A 13,909-nucleotide genomic window follows, 5' to 3' on the forward strand; every position below is an offset into this window, starting at 1 on the left:
GGGATTTCAGCTTGTGGCGGTTTTTGACTGGAATTACCCACGCTGTGGCAGTGAACAGGCCCGGTGTTGGACTTCCCGGGCGGGAAACCGCAAAATGACCCCTTTCCCTTGATCAACCTCTCCGGATCTGTTGACTCTATGCGTATGCGCCTAATGCTGTTGGGTGGTGGCAATGCCCTCGGGCAAGCGCTGATTCGTCTTGGGGCCGAGGAGGACATCGCTTTCCTGGCGCCGCGCCCGCCCGAAAACGGCTGGACCCCGGCCAGCCTTACCCAGTTGCTCGATGACCATCGCCCCGACGCGCTGGTCAACCTGGCCTACTACTTCGACTGGTTCCAGGCCGAGACGGTCAGCGAGCAACGCCTGGCCCTGCAGGAGCGGGCGGTGGAGCGCCTGGCGGAACTGTGCCAGCACCACCAGATCACCCTGGTGCAGCCTTCCAGCTACCGGGTATTCGATGGTTCGCGGGCCACGGCCTACAGCGAAAAGGACGAACCGGTGCCGCTGGGCCTGCGCGGCCAGGCACTGTGGCGCATCGAACAGAGCGTGCGTGCGGCTTGCCCGCAACATGTGCTGCTGCGCTTTGGCTGGTTGCTCGATGAAAGCATCGACGGCGCGCTGGGCCGCTTCCTGACCCGCGCCGAGCAACCGCAGGAATTGCTGCTGGCCGATGACCGGCGCGGCAACCCGACACCGGTCGACGATGCCGCCCGGGTCATCCTGTCGGTGCTCAAGCAGCTGGATTGCAATGCGCCGCTGTGGGGCACCTACCATTACGCCGGCAACGAGGCGACCACGCCGCTGGCGCTGGGCCAGGCGATCCTCGCCGAGGCCGGCCATTATCGCCAGCTGGCGGTACAGGCGCCGACGCCTCAGGCACATGCCGCGCGGCCGGATGCCAGCGAAGAGCCGCAGCACGCCGTGCTGGCCTGCAAGAAAATCCTTCACACCTTCGGCATCAAGCCGCGTGCCTGGCGCGCTGGCTTGCCGCCCCTACTGGACCGGTTCTACCGCCATGGCTGACGCCCCCATCCTGATCACCGGCGGTGCCGGCTTCATTGGCTCCCACCTGTGCGATGCGTTGTTGGACAAAGGCTACGCCGTACGCATTCTCGACGACTTCTCCACCGGCCGGCGCGACAACCTGCAGGTCGATCACCCACGGCTGCAGCTGATCGAAGGCGATGTTGCCGATGCCGCGCTGGTGACCCAGGCGGCGGCCGGCTGCGGTGCCGTGGTACACCTGGCAGCGGTGGCCTCGGTACAGGCCTCGGTCGAGGACCCGGTGCGGACCCACCAGAGCAATTTCATCGGCACCCTCAACGTCTGCGAAGCCATGCGCGTGCACGGCCTGCGCCGGGTGTTGTTCGCCTCCAGCGCAGCGGTATATGGCAACAATGGCGAAGGCGAATCGATTGCCGAAGACACCCCCAAGGCGCCGCTGACGCCCTATGCCGTGGACAAGCTGGCCAGTGAGCAGTACCTGGACTTCTACCGTCGCCAGCATGGCCTGGAGCCGGTGGTGTTCCGCTTCTTCAATATCTTCGGGCCGCGTCAGGACCCGTCCTCGCCTTACTCCGGAGTGATCAGCATCTTTTCCGAACGCGCGGTGCAGGGCTTGCCGATCACGGTGTTCGGCGACGGCGAGCAGACGCGGGACTTCCTCTACGTGGGTGACCTGGTACAAGTGATGGTGCAGGCGCTGGAGCAGGCCCAGGTCGAGGAGGGCGCGGTGAACATCGGCCTCAACCAGGCCACCTCGCTGAACCAGTTGCTGGCGGCGCTGAAGACGGTGGTCGGTAGCTTGCCGCCGATCAGCTACGCGGCGGCGCGTTCGGGTGACATTCGCCATTCGCGGGCGGATAACCAGCGCTTGCTGGCGCGGTTCGACTTCCCGCAGGCGACGCCGATCGTCGAGGGCTTGGCGCGGCTTCTGGGTAAGGGCTGACATCTCCGGGGGCACTATGCGCCCCTATCGCGATGCAAGGCCGCTCCTACCGCGACCGCGAAACTTCGGCTTGCGTGCCCCTCGGCCCCGCGCGCCCCTGTAGGAGCGGCCTTGCGTCGCGATAGGGGCGCATAGTGCCCCCGATAATCACGGATGCTGCACCACTTTGCGCTGGCAATCCTCGGCCGCCAGCACTCGCCCATCGCGGCTTCGAACCTGCAATATCTCCAGCGCCTGCCCGGTAACACCCTCCACCAACGCCGAACGCGCCTCACCGGGTTCGAACAGAAACCGCTCGCCCCATTGCCTCAAGCCGACCACCACCGGAAACACTGATCGGCCTTTCTCGGTCAGCACGTACTCCTTGTAGGCACTGCCATCCGATGCCGGTTGCAGTGTCAGCAGCCCGCTCTCCACCAGCAGCTTCAGGCGTGACGCAAGGATGTTCTTCGCCAACCCCAGGTTTTTCTGGAATTCACTGAAGCGCCGCAGACCATCAAAGGCATCGCGCAGAATCATCAGCGCCCAGCGATCACCCAGCACCTCCAGGGCCCTTGCCACCGGGCAGCGTGCGTTGTTTTCATCGAGCATTGTGGCCAACCTGTCCTGATCGTCTGGTTGCAGATTAAAACCACATTTGCTAGAAAGCCAGCATGTGGTTTCAATTAGAAACCAGATTGGCGAGGCCCATCCTATGCCCCCTGTGCTGACACGCTGGACAACACTGCTGCTCGCCATTACCAGCGCCATGGCCGTGGCGACCGTGTATTTCGCCCAGCCGTTGCTCGAGTCGATGGCCAACGACCTGGGCGTGGCGCAGCAGCGAATCGGTTGGGTCGTTGGCGCAACGCAGGCGGGCTACGCGCTGGGGCTGCTTATGATCGTGCCATTGGCCGACCTGATCGACCGCAAGCGCTTGTTGCTTGGGCTGCTACTGTTCTCGGCCCTGGCATTGGTCGGTGTAAGCCAGGCTCCCAACTGGCCGCTGCTGTTGCTGGCGCTGGCCATTACCGGGCTGATGGCGGTCATGGTGCAGGTCATGGTGGCGCATGCGGCGAGCCTTGCCGCAGCCGGCCAGCAAGGGCAAGCCGTGGGCATGGTCACCAGTGGGGTGGTGCTGGGGATATTGCTGGCGCGGTTGGCCTCGGGCGGGCTTGCCGACCTGGCAGGGTGGCGCAGTGTGTACCTGATAGCCGCAGGGCTGCTGCTGGTGCTGGCCCTGGTGCTGTGGCGCAGCTTGCCTTCGGCGCCGCCGGTGGCGCTGCGGTCTGGCTACCGAGCGCTGATCGTGGCCCAGTTCAGCTTGTATCGGCATGACCGGCTGCTACGCCAGCGCGGAATGTTCGGTGTGTTGATCTTCGCCGCGTTCAGCGTGCTGTGGAGCGCCATGGTCATGCCCCTGGGTGCCGCGCCATTGGCATTGAGCCACACCGAGATCGGCCTGTTCGGCATCGCCGGTGTGGCCGGCACGCTGGCGGCAGCGCGCGCCGGCCGCCTGGCCGACCAGGGGCTGGGGGAGCGCACCACCGGGGTGGCGCTGGCCCTGCTGACACTGTCGTGGCTGCCAACGGCCTTGGTCGGGCAGTCGCTGACGCTGTTCGTGTTGGGTGTGCTGATGCTGGATGTTGCCGTGCAGGCGGTGCATGTCACCAACCAGAGCCTGTTGCTGGCCGGGCGCAGCGCTATGGCCAGCCGCTTGATCGGCGCCTACATGGGTTGCTATTCGCTGGGCAGTGGGCTGGGGGCGGTGCTGGCGAGCTGGGTGTTTGCCCATTGGGGGTGGGCTGCGGTGTGTGGCCTGGGCATGGCCATCAGCACGCTCGCGCTGGGGTATTGGCTGTGGCTACGACGGGCGAGGGCGGCCGAAGCCGCCCTGCAGGGTTCAGGTCAGAACTTGTAGCCAAGGCCGACCATGTACACCCATGGGTCGACTTCGACGTCGACCTTGGTCTTGCTGAAGCCCAGGGCGGATGGGCCGTCGACGGTGGCTTTGGTGTCGATGTCGACGTACCAGACCGCGGCGTTGACCAGCAGGTTGTCGGTGAGCATGTAGTCCATGCCCAGCTGGCCGGCGATACCGACCGAGTCCTGCAGTTTCAGGTTGCTGAAGCCCTGCTGCTTGCGAGCGCTGCTGAGGTCTTCATCGAAGAACAGGGTGTAGTTGATGCCCACGCCAGCATACGGCTGGAATCTGGAGCTGGGCTCCATCGGGTAGTACTGCAGCGACAGGGTCGGTGGCAGTTGCTTGATGTCTGCCAGCTTGCCATCCAGGCCGCCGCCCAGGCCCTTGACGCCGACGGTGTGCTTGAACGGGGTGGCAGCCAGCAGCTCCAGGCCGACGTGGTCGGTGAGCATGTAGGCGAAGGTCAGGCCCAGCTGGGTGTCGCTGTCCAGGGTAGCCTTGGTACCCGAAACCTTGTTGCCATCGAACTTGAGGTCGCCACTGCTTTCGTTGGGAGCGGTGGTGATGGCGCCGGCGCGCAGGATCATATCGCCTGCCTGATAGGCGTGGGCGGCGGGTGCGGCGAGCGCAAGGGCCACGAGTGAGGCGCCGAGCAAGGTCTTGTTCATGGAAGCTCCCAGAGGACGTGAGTAATCGAGTGGCCCAATGGTACGGATGCGTTTGAACAGAAAGTTTGACCCAGCTCAAAGAAGCGTCGTCACGAATTCGAAACAGTTCTCACTTCAGCTCATAAGCGTATATTTTCTCGGCTTCCATCTGGTAGCCGGCATCCGCCAGTTCGCTGGTGGAGGCTCTAACCTGCAGCTTTCCCTCGATCCAGTAAGGCTGGTAGAGGTCTTCGATGCGCACGCCCATTTCGCTGAAGATGTGTACGATCTGGTTCGACGGCGGCGGCGGCACATGAATGCACGCGCCGTAGTAGGGGACCAGCAGGAACTCGGTGGTGCGGCCTTCTTCGCTCACCTCCAGCGGCACGATGTAGCCGGGCAGCTTGATCTGCTGGCCGTCGAGGCTTTTTACCACCGGTGCATCGGGGGCCTGCTGGCGCGCCGCAGGTGCCGATTCGGCGGACAGCGCGTTGCCGAGCTGCGACATGTCGTGCAGCGGCGCGAGTTGCGGCGGAATGACCGGGGCGCCCTCGGGGATCAGCGAAGGCCAGTCCAGCTCGCGCGGTTCGGCGGCCCACAGCGGCATTGCGACAGTCAGCAGCAGGGTCAGCAGTGTGTGCAGTGCCGGCTTCTTCGCGGGCGTGCCCGCGAACAAGGCCGTGAGGTTTCGGATCATTACGGCTCTCACAAATGTATCGACAGGCCATCGGCCAGCGACTGCCGATAGGCCCGCCACGCCGGCACGCTGCCCATCAGCAGCGCAGCCCCCAGGATGATAGCCAGCAATGTCCACTCATGGGCACTGGGCAGGGCCAGCGGCAGGTATAAACCATAGTTGGCTTGCACATAGCCCTGCGCCAGGGCGATACCGGCATACAGCAAGCCAAGCCCGGCGACGATCCCGACCGCTGCCAGCGACAGGGCCTCCAGCACCAGCAGCCCGGCGATGTGCCACGGCCTGGCACCAACCGAGCGCAAGATCGCCATTTCCCGCCGACGCTCGTTCAGGCTGGTGAGGATCGCCGTGAGCATGCCGATCAAACCGGTCAGCACGACGAACAGCGACACCACGAACAACGCCTGCTCGGCAGTCCCCATCAGGCTCCACAATTCCTGCAGGGCCACCCCGGGCAGGATTGCCAGCAATGGCTCGTTGCGGTATTCGTTGATCTCCCGCTGCAGGCTGAAGGTGGCGATCTTGTTGTTCAGGCCAAGCATGAATGCAGTGATGGCGGCAGGTTGCAGGTCCATGGTGCGCGCTTGCTCGGCGCTGATGCGCCCGGCACCACGGGCTGGTACGCCGTTGTGCCAGTCGATGTGGATGGCTTCCATGCCGCCCAGGCTGATATGCAGGGTACGGTCAACCGGCGTGCCGGTGCGCTTGAGCACGCCGACCACGGTGAACGGTTTGTCGTCGTGCTTGACCAGGCTGACCGCGGCCACGCCATGGGCCAGTACCAGCTTGTCGCCAAGCTTGTAGTGCAACGCATCAGCCACTTCGGCACCCAGTACCACCTCGAACGGGTCATCGGCAAATGCGCGGCCCTGGCTGAGCTCCAGGTGCTGGCGACGGCCGTACTGGTAATGGCTGAAGTAGTCAGCGGTGGTGCCCATTACCCGATAGCCCCGGTGCGAGTCGCCCAGCGAGATGGGGATGGCCCATTTCACCCGCGGGTCCTTGGCGTAGTGCTGGTAGCTGTCCCAGCGGATGTTGTTGGTGGCGTTGCCGATGCGAAACACCGAGTACAGCAGCAGGTTCACCGAGCCGGAGCGGGCACCGACGATCAGGTCGGTGCCGCTGATGGTGCTGGCGAAGCTGGCGCGGGCCTCGGTACGCACCCGCTCCACGGCCAGCAACAGGCATACCGAGAGGGCGATGGCAAAGGCGGTGAGCAACGCGGTGAAGCGGCGGTTGGCCAGGCTGGCCAAGGCAAGGCGAAGCAGGTACATCAGGCCTCCCGGGGCTTGGCGGCACGGTTGAGTTCGGCCAGCGACAGGTGGCGGTCGAACAGCGGCGCCAGGCTCTGGTCATGGCTGACGAACAGCAGGCTGGCACCGGCGGCGCGGCATTCATCGAACAGCAGGCGGATGAAGGCTTCGCGGGTGTCGGCGTCCAGCGCCGAGGTCGGTTCGTCGGCGATCACCAGCTCGGGCTGGCCGATCAGCGCGCGGGCGGCGGCCACCCGTTGCTGCTGGCCGATCGACAGGCTGTCGGCGCGGCGGGCGAGCAGCATCGGGTCGCCCAGGCCAAGATGGGCCAGCAACGTGCCGGCCGCCTGGTCGACACTGCCATGGCGCTGCTCGGCACGGGCCTTGCGGCTGCGCGAGAAGCGGCAGGGCAGCTCGACGTTCTCACGTACCGAGAGGAATGGCAGCAGGTTGAATTGCTGGAAGATATAGCCGGTGTGGTCAACCCGGAAGCGGTCACGGGCGCCTTGGCCCAGGCTGCCGAGGTCCTGGCCGAGCAACTGGATGCGGCCCTCGGCTGGCACATTCACCCCACCCAGCAAACCGAGCAAGGTGGTTTTGCCGCTGCCGCTGGGGCCCTTGAGGAACAGGGCCTCGCCAGCTTCCAGGTGGAACGCCGGTATGTCCAGCAGCGCTGGCTGGCCTGGCCAGGCGAACACCAGGTCATGCAGTTCGATCAACGGCTGGCGCATTCAGAACGCGACCGCTGCCTTGGCCGGCGTGGCTTCCACGCCCTTCTGGCCGTTGCGGCCGATCAGCTGCACGTTGATTTTCTGCGTGGCCGGGAAGGCCTTGAACAGCGGCGCGAGGTCCAGTTGCGCCAGTTTGTCCGGGCTGGCGCAGGTCAGCTGGTAATGGGCGCCGATGTCGCTGTGCGAGTGCTCGTGGTCATGTTCATCGCCTTCGTCGTCGGCTTTCGGGGCGTCACCGAACAGCGGGCTTTCCAGCTCTTGCTGGTCTTCCTTGCAACCGGCGGCAGCCGCCAGGCCGAACAGTTTCAGCGGCTGTTCGAGTTGCTGACGCACTGCCGCGACCTTGGCTTTGTCGGCATCGCTGCTGGCGGCGTGTTCGAAGCCGACCAGGTTCATGGCCGGGCTGTCCAGCTCCAGTTCAAGGGTGTTGCCATCGAGCACGGCATTGAGCCTGGCCACGCCATGCTCGTGGGCCCCAAGGGTGCCGTGGGCGTGGTCATGATCGTGGTCATCGTCGTGGGCTTGGGCCACGGCCAGTGGCAACAAGGCGAAGGGCAGGGCGAGCAGCAGGCGGCGCATGGACGACTCCGGGACGGCTGGAAGATGTGGTTATGTTATAACAACTTTTCTGCGCGCTGCCAGCCTGCGTGGCGCAGGTTTCATGTTCGGGTAGCATGGTTGCATTGACCTGGGTTCAAGGAATGCATCATGAGAATTCGTGGACAGATCGGTGACTGGCCGGTGGACCTGACCATCGAGCTGCAGCCGGAAGAGTGGGCGCAACTGCGGCGCCAAGAGGAGCCGGTGCTGGCGCAGACGGCTGCGGCGGCAACGGTGGCACCGCCGCGCCAGGATGACGGGCAATGGACGGCGGCGCGCGACGTGTTGCGCCTGGCGGGGCAGATGAGCGGGCCGGAGTTGCTCGACCGCCTGGAAGGGTTGGCCGGGAGTACGGCAGCAGGTAAACGGCTGCTGGTGCGCTTGCGGCACAGCAGCGAGGTGAAGGTGGAAAGTGGCGTGGATGCGCCGGTTTATCACTGGGTGGGGTGAGCTTTTTCGGGAATTCGGGGCAGCTTTGCAGCCCATCGCGACCACGCCCCTGCAAGGGAGCGGCGAATCATCTGCGTAGGCCGTCCCTGTAGGAGCGGCCTTGTGTCGCGATGGGCCGCAAAGCGGCCCCAACATGCTCAGAACATTGCCGCCGAAAGCTTGCGACGGTACACGCTGACCAGCGGGTGGTCGCCACCGAGCAACTCGAACACCTGCAGCATCGCCTTCTGTGGCAAGCCGTTTTCATAACCACGGTTGCGCTGGAACAGCTTCAGCAACCCCTCCAGCGCCGCCTCATACTGCTGGCGCGCCAGCTGCTGCACGCTCAGCTGGTAGGCGGCCTCGTCATCCTGCGGGTTCTGCGCCAGGCGGCTCTTCAGGTCAGCCACTTCCGGCAGGCTGGCGGCCTGGCGCAGGAAAGTCAGCTGGGCCTTGGCACCGGCCAATGCAGCCTTGTGCTCGTCAGTCTTGACTGCGTCCAGCACCACCTGGGCTTCACCCAGCTCACCGCGTTCGGCCAGGCAGCGGGCGTACAGGATCAACGCCTCGGCATTGCTGTTGTCCTCTCCGAGCAACGCCTGCAGCAGCGCCTCGGCCTCGGCAAAGCGGCTTTCGGCGAACAGCGCCTTGGCCTGCTCCAGCGGCGAGGCGGTAGGTGCGGCAGGCAGCTGCACGTGCGGCTCGAGCATGGCGCGGATCGCCGACTCCGGCTGGGCACCGGCAAAACCGTCCACCGGCTGGCCATCCTTGAACAGCACCACGGTCGGCAGGCTGCGGATGCCGAACTGGGCAACCACCTGTTGCTCCACGTCGCAGTTGATCTTGGCCAGCAGCAGCTCGCCCTGGTAGCCCTCGGCGATCTTCGCCAGCAGCGGCATCAGCGCCTTGCAGGGCGCGCACCACTCGGCCCAGAAGTCGACCAGTACCGGCTTGTGGAAGGAGTTCTCGATCACCAGCTGCTGGAAGGTGGCATCGGTGGCGTCGAAAATGTACGGCGTGTCTTGGCTCATCGCGACTCTCGCAAACTCATCAATGGCACCACTATAAGGTGTCGCGGCTGGCGTGGTACAGGCTGACCCGGCGGAATTCGTGTGGCTCGGCCAGGTCCGGCAGGGTCAAGGCTTCGAGCACCCCCAGTTGCTGGTAGAGCGGGTGGCTGAAGTCGCGCACCCGCGAGTCGGCCACCAGCGCCTGACGGCCGCGGTCGAGGAAGGCGTCCAGCAGCGGCAGGTTGGCGCGGTCATACAGTACATCGGCGACCAGAATCAGGTCGAAGCGGTCGTCTTCGGCGAAGAAATCACGGCTGTAACCCAGCTCCACCCCGTTCAGCGCGGCATTCGCCCGGCAGGCATCGAGGGCCAGCGGGTCGAGGTCGCAGGCCACCACCTCCAGCGCACCGGCGCGGGCGGCAGCAATGCCAGCGATGCCGGAGCCGGCGCCAAAGTCCAGCACGCGCTTGCCAGCTACCCACTGCGGGCGCTCGGCCAGGTAACGGGCCATGGCCAGGCCGCTGGCCCAGCAGAAGCTCCAGTAGGGCGGGTCTTCGAGAATACGCCGGGTCTCTTCGCTGCTGAAGGCGCGGTCCATGTTCTGATCATCGACCAGCCACAGCTTCAGCTCGCAGCCGGGCAGCTCGCTGACGACCAGGCGCGCCTCGCCGATCAGGCTGCTGAGCGCCTGTTGCAGGGCAAGCGGCGCCACTTATGGCGCCTTCTCGAAACGCAGCGGGCCGGTGGCCTGGGTCTGGGCCTGGGTAATACGCACGGGCGGCAGGTGCAGGATCAGTTGACCGGAGCGGCTGGCGCGGCCGCGCAGTTCGACCCGGGCACCGGCGGGGAAGGCCTCGGGGTTGAAGCGCAGCTGGTAGGGCAGGGCCTGGCCGGTGCCGGTCAGGTTGCTGCTGGCCAGCAGGCGCTGCGGGCGGTCGCGCTCGTCGATGACCAGCAAGGCCAGTTCGACCTCGGCCCCGGCCGGGATTTCCAGCAAGGTGCCGCTCAGCTCGCGCTGGTAGGCTGGCAGCGGGCCCGGTACGTTGGCCGGTTTGGCCACCCGGGCCGGCGTGGGCGCCGCAGGGGTATCGGGCTTCGGCCTGTCGCTGCCACAGGCGGCGAGCAAGGCGGCGGCGCACAGCACGACGAGCGCTCGGTAGTGCATGGGGTTGTCCTTCACGGGCAGATTTCCCATGGATGTTAACCCCTTTGGCTTGTCTTGCCAGTGGGATGCGCTACCATGGCCCTCCCTTTTTTTGTTGCCTGCCACCATGCACTGTCCCTTTTGCGGTGCCAACGACACCAAGGTCATCGACTCTCGCCTCGTTGCCGAGGGCGAGCAGGTGCGCCGCCGCCGCGAATGCGTGGCCTGTGGCGAGCGCTTCACCACCTTCGAAACGGCCGAACTGGTGCTGCCCCGGCTGATCAAGCAGGACGGCACGCGCCAGCCTTTCGACGAAGAAAAACTGCGCGCCGGCATGCAACGGGCACTGGAAAAACGCCCGGTCAGCGTCGAGCGCCTGGAAGCCGCGCTGGCCCACATCAAGAGCCGCCTGCGCGCCACCGGCGAGCGTGAAGTCAAGTCGCTGGTGGTGGGTGAAATGGTCATGGCCGAGCTGCGCAAGCTCGACGAAGTGGCCTACATCCGTTTTGCCTCGGTTTACCGGCGCTTCCAGGACCTCGACGAGTTCCGCGAAGAAATCGACCGTCTGGCGCGTGAGCCGGCCAAAGAGTGACCATGCCCAACCAGACTGCCATCCTTGATGCCCACTACATGGCCCGCGCGCTGCAGCTGGCGCGCAAGGGCCTGTACAGCACTCATCCGAACCCGCGTGTCGGCTGCGTGATCGTGCGCGATGGCGAAGTGGTCGGCGAGGGCTGGCACGTGCGTGCCGGCGAGCCGCACGCCGAAGTGCATGCCCTGCGCCAGGCTGGTGAACGTGCCCGGGGTGCCTGTGCCTACGTCACCCTGGAGCCGTGCAGCCACCATGGCCGCACGCCGCCGTGCGCCGAAGCGTTGGTCAAGGCCGGCGTGGCGCGGGTGGTCGCCGCCATGCAGGACCCTAACCCGCAAGTGGCAGGGCAAGGCCTGCAACGCCTGGCCGAGGCCGGCATCGAAGTGGCCAGCGGGGTGCTCGAGGGCGAGGCCCGCGCGCTCAACCCGGGCTTTCTCAAGCGCATGGAGCACGGCCTGCCGTTCGTTCGCGCCAAACTGGCGATGAGCCTGGACGGGCGCACGGCCATGGCCAGCGGTGAAAGCCAGTGGATCACCGGCCCGGCCGCCCGTTCTGCCGTGCAGCGCCTGCGCGCCCGCTCCAGCGTGGTACTGACCAGCGCCGCCAGCGTACTGGCCGACCATGCGCGCATGACCGTACGCGGTGCCGAGCTGGGCCTGGATGCCGAAGCCACCGCCCTGGCGCTCAGCCGTGCACCGCTGCGCGTGCTGGTCGATGGCCGCCTGCGCCTGCCGCTGGACGCACCGTTCTTCCAGGCCGGCCCGGCCCTGGTGGTGTGCGCTGTCGCGGATGACCCGCGCTATGCCGCTGCCGGCCACGAACTGCTCAGCCTGCCGGGCAATAATGGCCAGGTCGACCTGCCCGCGCTGCTGCAGGCCCTGGCTGCCCGTGGCGTCAACGAAATCCTGCTGGAAGCCGGGGCCGGCCTGGTCGGTGCCTTTGCCCGGCAGGGCCTGATCGACGAGTACCAGTTGTTCGTCGCCGGCACCTTCCTCGGCTGCCATGCCCGCCCGCTGCTGGACTGGCCAATGGACAAGATGAGCGAAGCGCCGCGGCTGAAAATTACCGGAATGCGCGCAGTGGGCGATGACTGGCGGGTCACGGCCGTACCCCTGCCGGCGCCCGGCGTATAATGCCCGGCTTGCCCTGCGCAAACCGTTTTTGAGGAAGACCCAATGTTCACCGGCATCATCGAATCCATCGGCACCATCCGCAGCCTGACCCCCAAGGGGGGGGACGTGCGCGTCTACGTCGAAACCGGCAAGCTCGACCTGGCTGACGTCAAGCTCGGCGACAGCATTGCCGTCAATGGCGTGTGCCTGACGGCCGTCGAATTGCCGGGCGACGGCTTCTGGGCCGACGTCAGCGTCGAGACCCTCAAGCGCACCGCTTTCATCGACCTCAAGAGCGGCAGCAAGGTCAACCTGGAAAAGGCCCTGACCCCCACCACCCGCCTGGGCGGGCACCTGGTCAGCGGCCACGTCGACGGGGTTGGCGAAATCATCTCGCGCAGCGATAACGCCCGCGCCATCCAGTTCCGTGTGCGTGCACCGAAGGAACTGGCCAAGTACATCGCCCACAAGGGTTCGATCACCGTCGACGGCACCAGCCTGACGGTCAACGAGGTCAATGGCGCCGAGTTCGAGCTGACCATTGTCCCGCACACCCTGTCCGAAACCATCATGGCCGACTACCGTGCAGGGCGTCGGGTAAACCTTGAGGTCGACTTGCTGGCCCGTTACCTGGAGCGTTTGCTGCTGGGTGACAAGGCCGCCGAACCGAGCAAGGGCAGTGGCATTACCGAAAGCTTCCTGGCCGCCAACGGCTTCTTGAAATCCTGATTGAGAAGGGGGTGCCGCGTGGCGCTCAACAGCATCGAAGAACTGGTCGAAGACATCCGCCAGGGCAAAATGGTCATCCTCATGGATGACGAAGATCGTGAAAACGAAGGCGACATCATCATGGCCGCCGAGTGCTGCCAGCCTGAGCACATCAACTTCATGGCCAAGCACGCCCGCGGCCTGATCTGCATGCCGATGACCCGCGAGCGTTGCGAAACGCTGAAGCTGCCGCTGATGGCGCCGCGCAACGGCTCCGGCTTCGGCACCAAGTTCACCGTGTCGATCGAAGCCGCTGAAGGCGTCACCACCGGCATTTCCGCCGCCGACCGTGCACGTACCGTGCAGGCCGCCGCCGCCAAGGATGCCAAGGCCGAAGACATCGTCAGCCCTGGCCACATCTTCCCGCTGATGGCCCAGCCCGGCGGCACCCTGGCCCGCGCCGGCCATACCGAGGCGGCCTGCGACCTGGCGCGCATGGCCGGTTTCGAGCCGAGCGGGGTGATCTGCGAGGTGATGAACGACGACGGCACCATGTCGCGCCGCGCCGAGCTGGAAGTGTTTGCCGCCGAACATGGCCTGAAGATCGGCACCATCGCCGACCTGATCCACTACCGCATGATCCACGAGCGCACCGTGCAGCGCGTTTCCGAGCAACTGATCGAGAGCGAGCTGGGCGAATTCAACCTGGTCACCTACCGTGACGCGGTCGAAGGCGACGTGCACATGGCGCTGACCCTGGGCAAGATCTGCGCCGAAGAGCCGACCCTGGTGCGCGTGCACAACATGGACCCGCTGCGCGACCTGCTGCTGGTCAAGCAGCCGGGCCGCTGGAGCCTGCGCGCCGCCATGGCCGCGGTGGCCGAGGCCGGCAGCGGCGTGGTACTGCTGCTGGGCCACCCGCTGGACGGCGACGTACTGCTGGCGCACATCCGCGAAAGTGCCGGCGAAGCGCCGGTCAAGGCGCCGACCACCTACAGCACCGTGGGTGCCGGTTCGCAGATCCTGCGTGACCTGGGTGTGCGCAAGATGCGCCTGATGAGTTCGCCGATGAAGTTCAACGCGATATCCGGATTCGATCTGGAAGTTGTAGAATACGTGCCCTCCGAGTGACTTG

At 65.7% G+C, this 13,909-nt stretch carries 17 protein-coding genes; 8 read left to right on the forward strand and 9 right to left on the reverse strand.

The annotated features are described in order from the left end of the window. The first annotated feature begins 138 nt into the window (after nt 1-138). Together JKP78_RS05195 and JKP78_RS05200 are read left to right on the forward strand one after the other, a co-directional pair. Nucleotides 139-1,023, forward strand: coding sequence for a sugar nucleotide-binding protein (locus tag JKP78_RS05195; protein ID WP_170028042.1), 885 nt, complete (start codon nt 139-141; stop codon nt 1,021-1,023). Beyond that, entirely contained in the window at nt 1,016-1,948 is a 933-nt protein-coding gene (locus JKP78_RS05200; RefSeq protein ID WP_170028043.1) for an NAD-dependent epimerase/dehydratase family protein, read from the forward strand. The genes JKP78_RS05195 and JKP78_RS05200 overlap by 8 nt, the downstream gene beginning before the upstream one ends. Nucleotides 1,949-2,095: 147 nt before the next feature. Here the strand turns inward: JKP78_RS05200 and JKP78_RS05205 are convergent, their stop codons facing one another. Then, the gene (locus JKP78_RS05205; RefSeq protein WP_200626181.1) at nt 2,096-2,539 is read right to left on the reverse strand and encodes a winged helix-turn-helix transcriptional regulator; all 444 of its coding nucleotides are present in this window, start codon (nt 2,537-2,539) and stop codon (nt 2,096-2,098) included. A gap of 103 nt (nt 2,540-2,642) precedes the next feature. Between JKP78_RS05205 and JKP78_RS05210 the strand changes: the two genes are divergently transcribed. Beyond that, a complete protein-coding gene (locus JKP78_RS05210; RefSeq protein ID WP_200626182.1) occupies nt 2,643-3,848 on the forward strand; it encodes an MFS transporter in 1,206 nt (401 codons plus the stop codon). Here the strand turns inward: JKP78_RS05210 and JKP78_RS05215 are convergent. The 5 genes from JKP78_RS05215 to JKP78_RS05235 all read right to left on the reverse strand — a co-directional run bounded on the left by JKP78_RS05215 (nt 3,836) and on the right by JKP78_RS05235 (nt 7,758). Further along, nucleotides 3,836-4,519, reverse strand: coding sequence for an OmpW/AlkL family protein (locus JKP78_RS05215; protein WP_186689730.1), 684 nt, complete (start codon nt 4,517-4,519; stop codon nt 3,836-3,838). The genes JKP78_RS05210 and JKP78_RS05215 overlap by 13 nt on opposite strands. Nucleotides 4,520-4,628: 109 nt before the next feature. After that, nucleotides 4,629-5,195, reverse strand: a complete 567-nt coding sequence (locus tag JKP78_RS05220; protein ID WP_225931918.1) for a DUF3299 domain-containing protein — start codon at nt 5,193-5,195, stop codon at nt 4,629-4,631. Nucleotides 5,196-5,203: 8 nt separating this feature from the next. Beyond that, complete coding sequence (locus tag JKP78_RS05225) at nt 5,204-6,469, reverse strand: ABC transporter permease (RefSeq protein ID WP_170028047.1); 1,266 nt, start codon at nt 6,467-6,469, stop codon at nt 5,204-5,206. Next, complete coding sequence (locus JKP78_RS05230; RefSeq protein WP_200626183.1) at nt 6,469-7,179, reverse strand: ABC transporter ATP-binding protein; 711 nt, start codon at nt 7,177-7,179, stop codon at nt 6,469-6,471. Before JKP78_RS05230 ends, JKP78_RS05225 begins: the two co-directional genes overlap by 1 nt. Further along, a complete protein-coding gene (locus JKP78_RS05235; protein ID WP_186689726.1) occupies nt 7,180-7,758 on the reverse strand; it encodes a DUF2796 domain-containing protein in 579 nt (192 codons plus the stop codon). Nucleotides 7,759-7,887: 129 nt separating this feature from the next. Here JKP78_RS05235 and JKP78_RS05240 point away from each other — a divergent pair, with 129 nt between their 5' ends. Continuing rightward, the gene (locus tag JKP78_RS05240; protein ID WP_200626184.1) at nt 7,888-8,229 is read left to right on the forward strand and encodes a hypothetical protein; all 342 of its coding nucleotides are present in this window, start codon (nt 7,888-7,890) and stop codon (nt 8,227-8,229) included. 137 nt (nt 8,230-8,366) lie between these two features. Here the strand turns inward: JKP78_RS05240 and trxA are convergent, their stop codons facing one another. The 3 genes from trxA to JKP78_RS05255 are packed head-to-tail and all read right to left on the reverse strand — an operon-like array spanning nt 8,367 to nt 10,383. After that, complete coding sequence (gene trxA, locus JKP78_RS05245) at nt 8,367-9,239, reverse strand: thioredoxin (protein WP_170028051.1); 873 nt, start codon at nt 9,237-9,239, stop codon at nt 8,367-8,369. Between the two features lie 31 nt (nt 9,240-9,270). Continuing rightward, nucleotides 9,271-9,930 (reverse strand): class I SAM-dependent methyltransferase, encoded by a 660-nt coding sequence (locus JKP78_RS05250; protein WP_200626185.1) that lies wholly within the window; start codon nt 9,928-9,930, stop codon nt 9,271-9,273. Continuing rightward, nucleotides 9,931-10,383, reverse strand: a complete 453-nt coding sequence (locus JKP78_RS05255; protein ID WP_170028053.1) for a YbaY family lipoprotein — start codon at nt 10,381-10,383, stop codon at nt 9,931-9,933. Nucleotides 10,384-10,489: 106 nt separating this feature from the next. On the opposite strand from JKP78_RS05255, the gene nrdR reads away from it, so the two are divergent. From nrdR to ribBA, 4 genes are read left to right on the forward strand one after another with little or no spacing between them, the layout of a single operon-like run. Continuing rightward, complete coding sequence (gene nrdR / locus JKP78_RS05260) at nt 10,490-10,954, forward strand: transcriptional regulator NrdR (protein WP_003255402.1); 465 nt, start codon at nt 10,490-10,492, stop codon at nt 10,952-10,954. Between the two features lie 2 nt (nt 10,955-10,956). Continuing rightward, nucleotides 10,957-12,087: a bifunctional diaminohydroxyphosphoribosylaminopyrimidine deaminase/5-amino-6-(5-phosphoribosylamino)uracil reductase RibD gene (gene ribD / locus JKP78_RS05265; protein ID WP_186689718.1), complete on the forward strand. Its 1,131-nt coding sequence runs from the start codon at nt 10,957-10,959 to the stop codon at nt 12,085-12,087. A 42-nt stretch (nt 12,088-12,129) separates the two neighbouring features. Continuing rightward, nucleotides 12,130-12,795 (forward strand): riboflavin synthase, encoded by a 666-nt coding sequence (locus JKP78_RS05270; protein WP_170028055.1) that lies wholly within the window; start codon nt 12,130-12,132, stop codon nt 12,793-12,795. An 18-nt stretch (nt 12,796-12,813) separates the two neighbouring features. Next, on the forward strand, nt 12,814-13,905 hold the full coding sequence (ribBA, locus tag JKP78_RS05275) for a bifunctional 3,4-dihydroxy-2-butanone-4-phosphate synthase/GTP cyclohydrolase II (protein ID WP_170028056.1): 1,092 nt from the start codon (nt 12,814-12,816) through the stop codon (nt 13,903-13,905). The last annotated feature ends 4 nt before the right edge of the window (nt 13,906-13,909 follow it).

The organism is Pseudomonas sp. LAM2023, assembly GCF_016620375.1.
Taxonomy (GTDB): Bacteria; Pseudomonadota; Gammaproteobacteria; order Pseudomonadales; family Pseudomonadaceae; genus Aquipseudomonas; species Aquipseudomonas anuradhapurensis.

Excerpts from the sequence above, each read along its gene's own strand:
- JKP78_RS05220 (WP_225931918.1), bottom strand. The coding sequence starts at position 5,195 with ATGATCCGAAACCTCACGGCCTTGTTCGCGGGCACGCCCGCGAAGAAG.
- JKP78_RS05270 (WP_170028055.1), top strand. The coding sequence starts at position 12,130 with ATGTTCACCGGCATCATCGAATCCATCGGCACCATCCGCAGCCTGACC.
- ribD (WP_186689718.1), top strand. The coding sequence starts at position 10,957 with ATGCCCAACCAGACTGCCATCCTTGATGCCCACTACATGGCCCGCGCG.
- JKP78_RS05195 (WP_170028042.1), top strand. The coding sequence starts at position 139 with ATGCGTATGCGCCTAATGCTGTTGGGTGGTGGCAATGCCCTCGGGCAA.
- trxA (WP_170028051.1), bottom strand. The coding sequence starts at position 9,239 with ATGAGCCAAGACACGCCGTACATTTTCGACGCCACCGATGCCACCTTC.
- JKP78_RS05255 (WP_170028053.1), bottom strand. The coding sequence starts at position 10,383 with ATGCACTACCGAGCGCTCGTCGTGCTGTGCGCCGCCGCCTTGCTCGCC.
- JKP78_RS05205 (WP_200626181.1), bottom strand. The coding sequence starts at position 2,539 with ATGCTCGATGAAAACAACGCACGCTGCCCGGTGGCAAGGGCCCTGGAG.
- JKP78_RS05235 (WP_186689726.1), bottom strand. The coding sequence starts at position 7,758 with ATGCGCCGCCTGCTGCTCGCCCTGCCCTTCGCCTTGTTGCCACTGGCC.
- JKP78_RS05230 (WP_200626183.1), bottom strand. The coding sequence starts at position 7,179 with ATGCGCCAGCCGTTGATCGAACTGCATGACCTGGTGTTCGCCTGGCCA.
- JKP78_RS05210 (WP_200626182.1), top strand. The coding sequence starts at position 2,643 with ATGCCCCCTGTGCTGACACGCTGGACAACACTGCTGCTCGCCATTACC.
- JKP78_RS05200 (WP_170028043.1), top strand. The coding sequence starts at position 1,016 with ATGGCTGACGCCCCCATCCTGATCACCGGCGGTGCCGGCTTCATTGGC.
- JKP78_RS05225 (WP_170028047.1), bottom strand. The coding sequence starts at position 6,469 with ATGTACCTGCTTCGCCTTGCCTTGGCCAGCCTGGCCAACCGCCGCTTC.
- nrdR (WP_003255402.1), top strand. The coding sequence starts at position 10,490 with ATGCACTGTCCCTTTTGCGGTGCCAACGACACCAAGGTCATCGACTCT.
- JKP78_RS05215 (WP_186689730.1), bottom strand. The coding sequence starts at position 4,519 with ATGAACAAGACCTTGCTCGGCGCCTCACTCGTGGCCCTTGCGCTCGCC.
- JKP78_RS05240 (WP_200626184.1), top strand. The coding sequence starts at position 7,888 with ATGAGAATTCGTGGACAGATCGGTGACTGGCCGGTGGACCTGACCATC.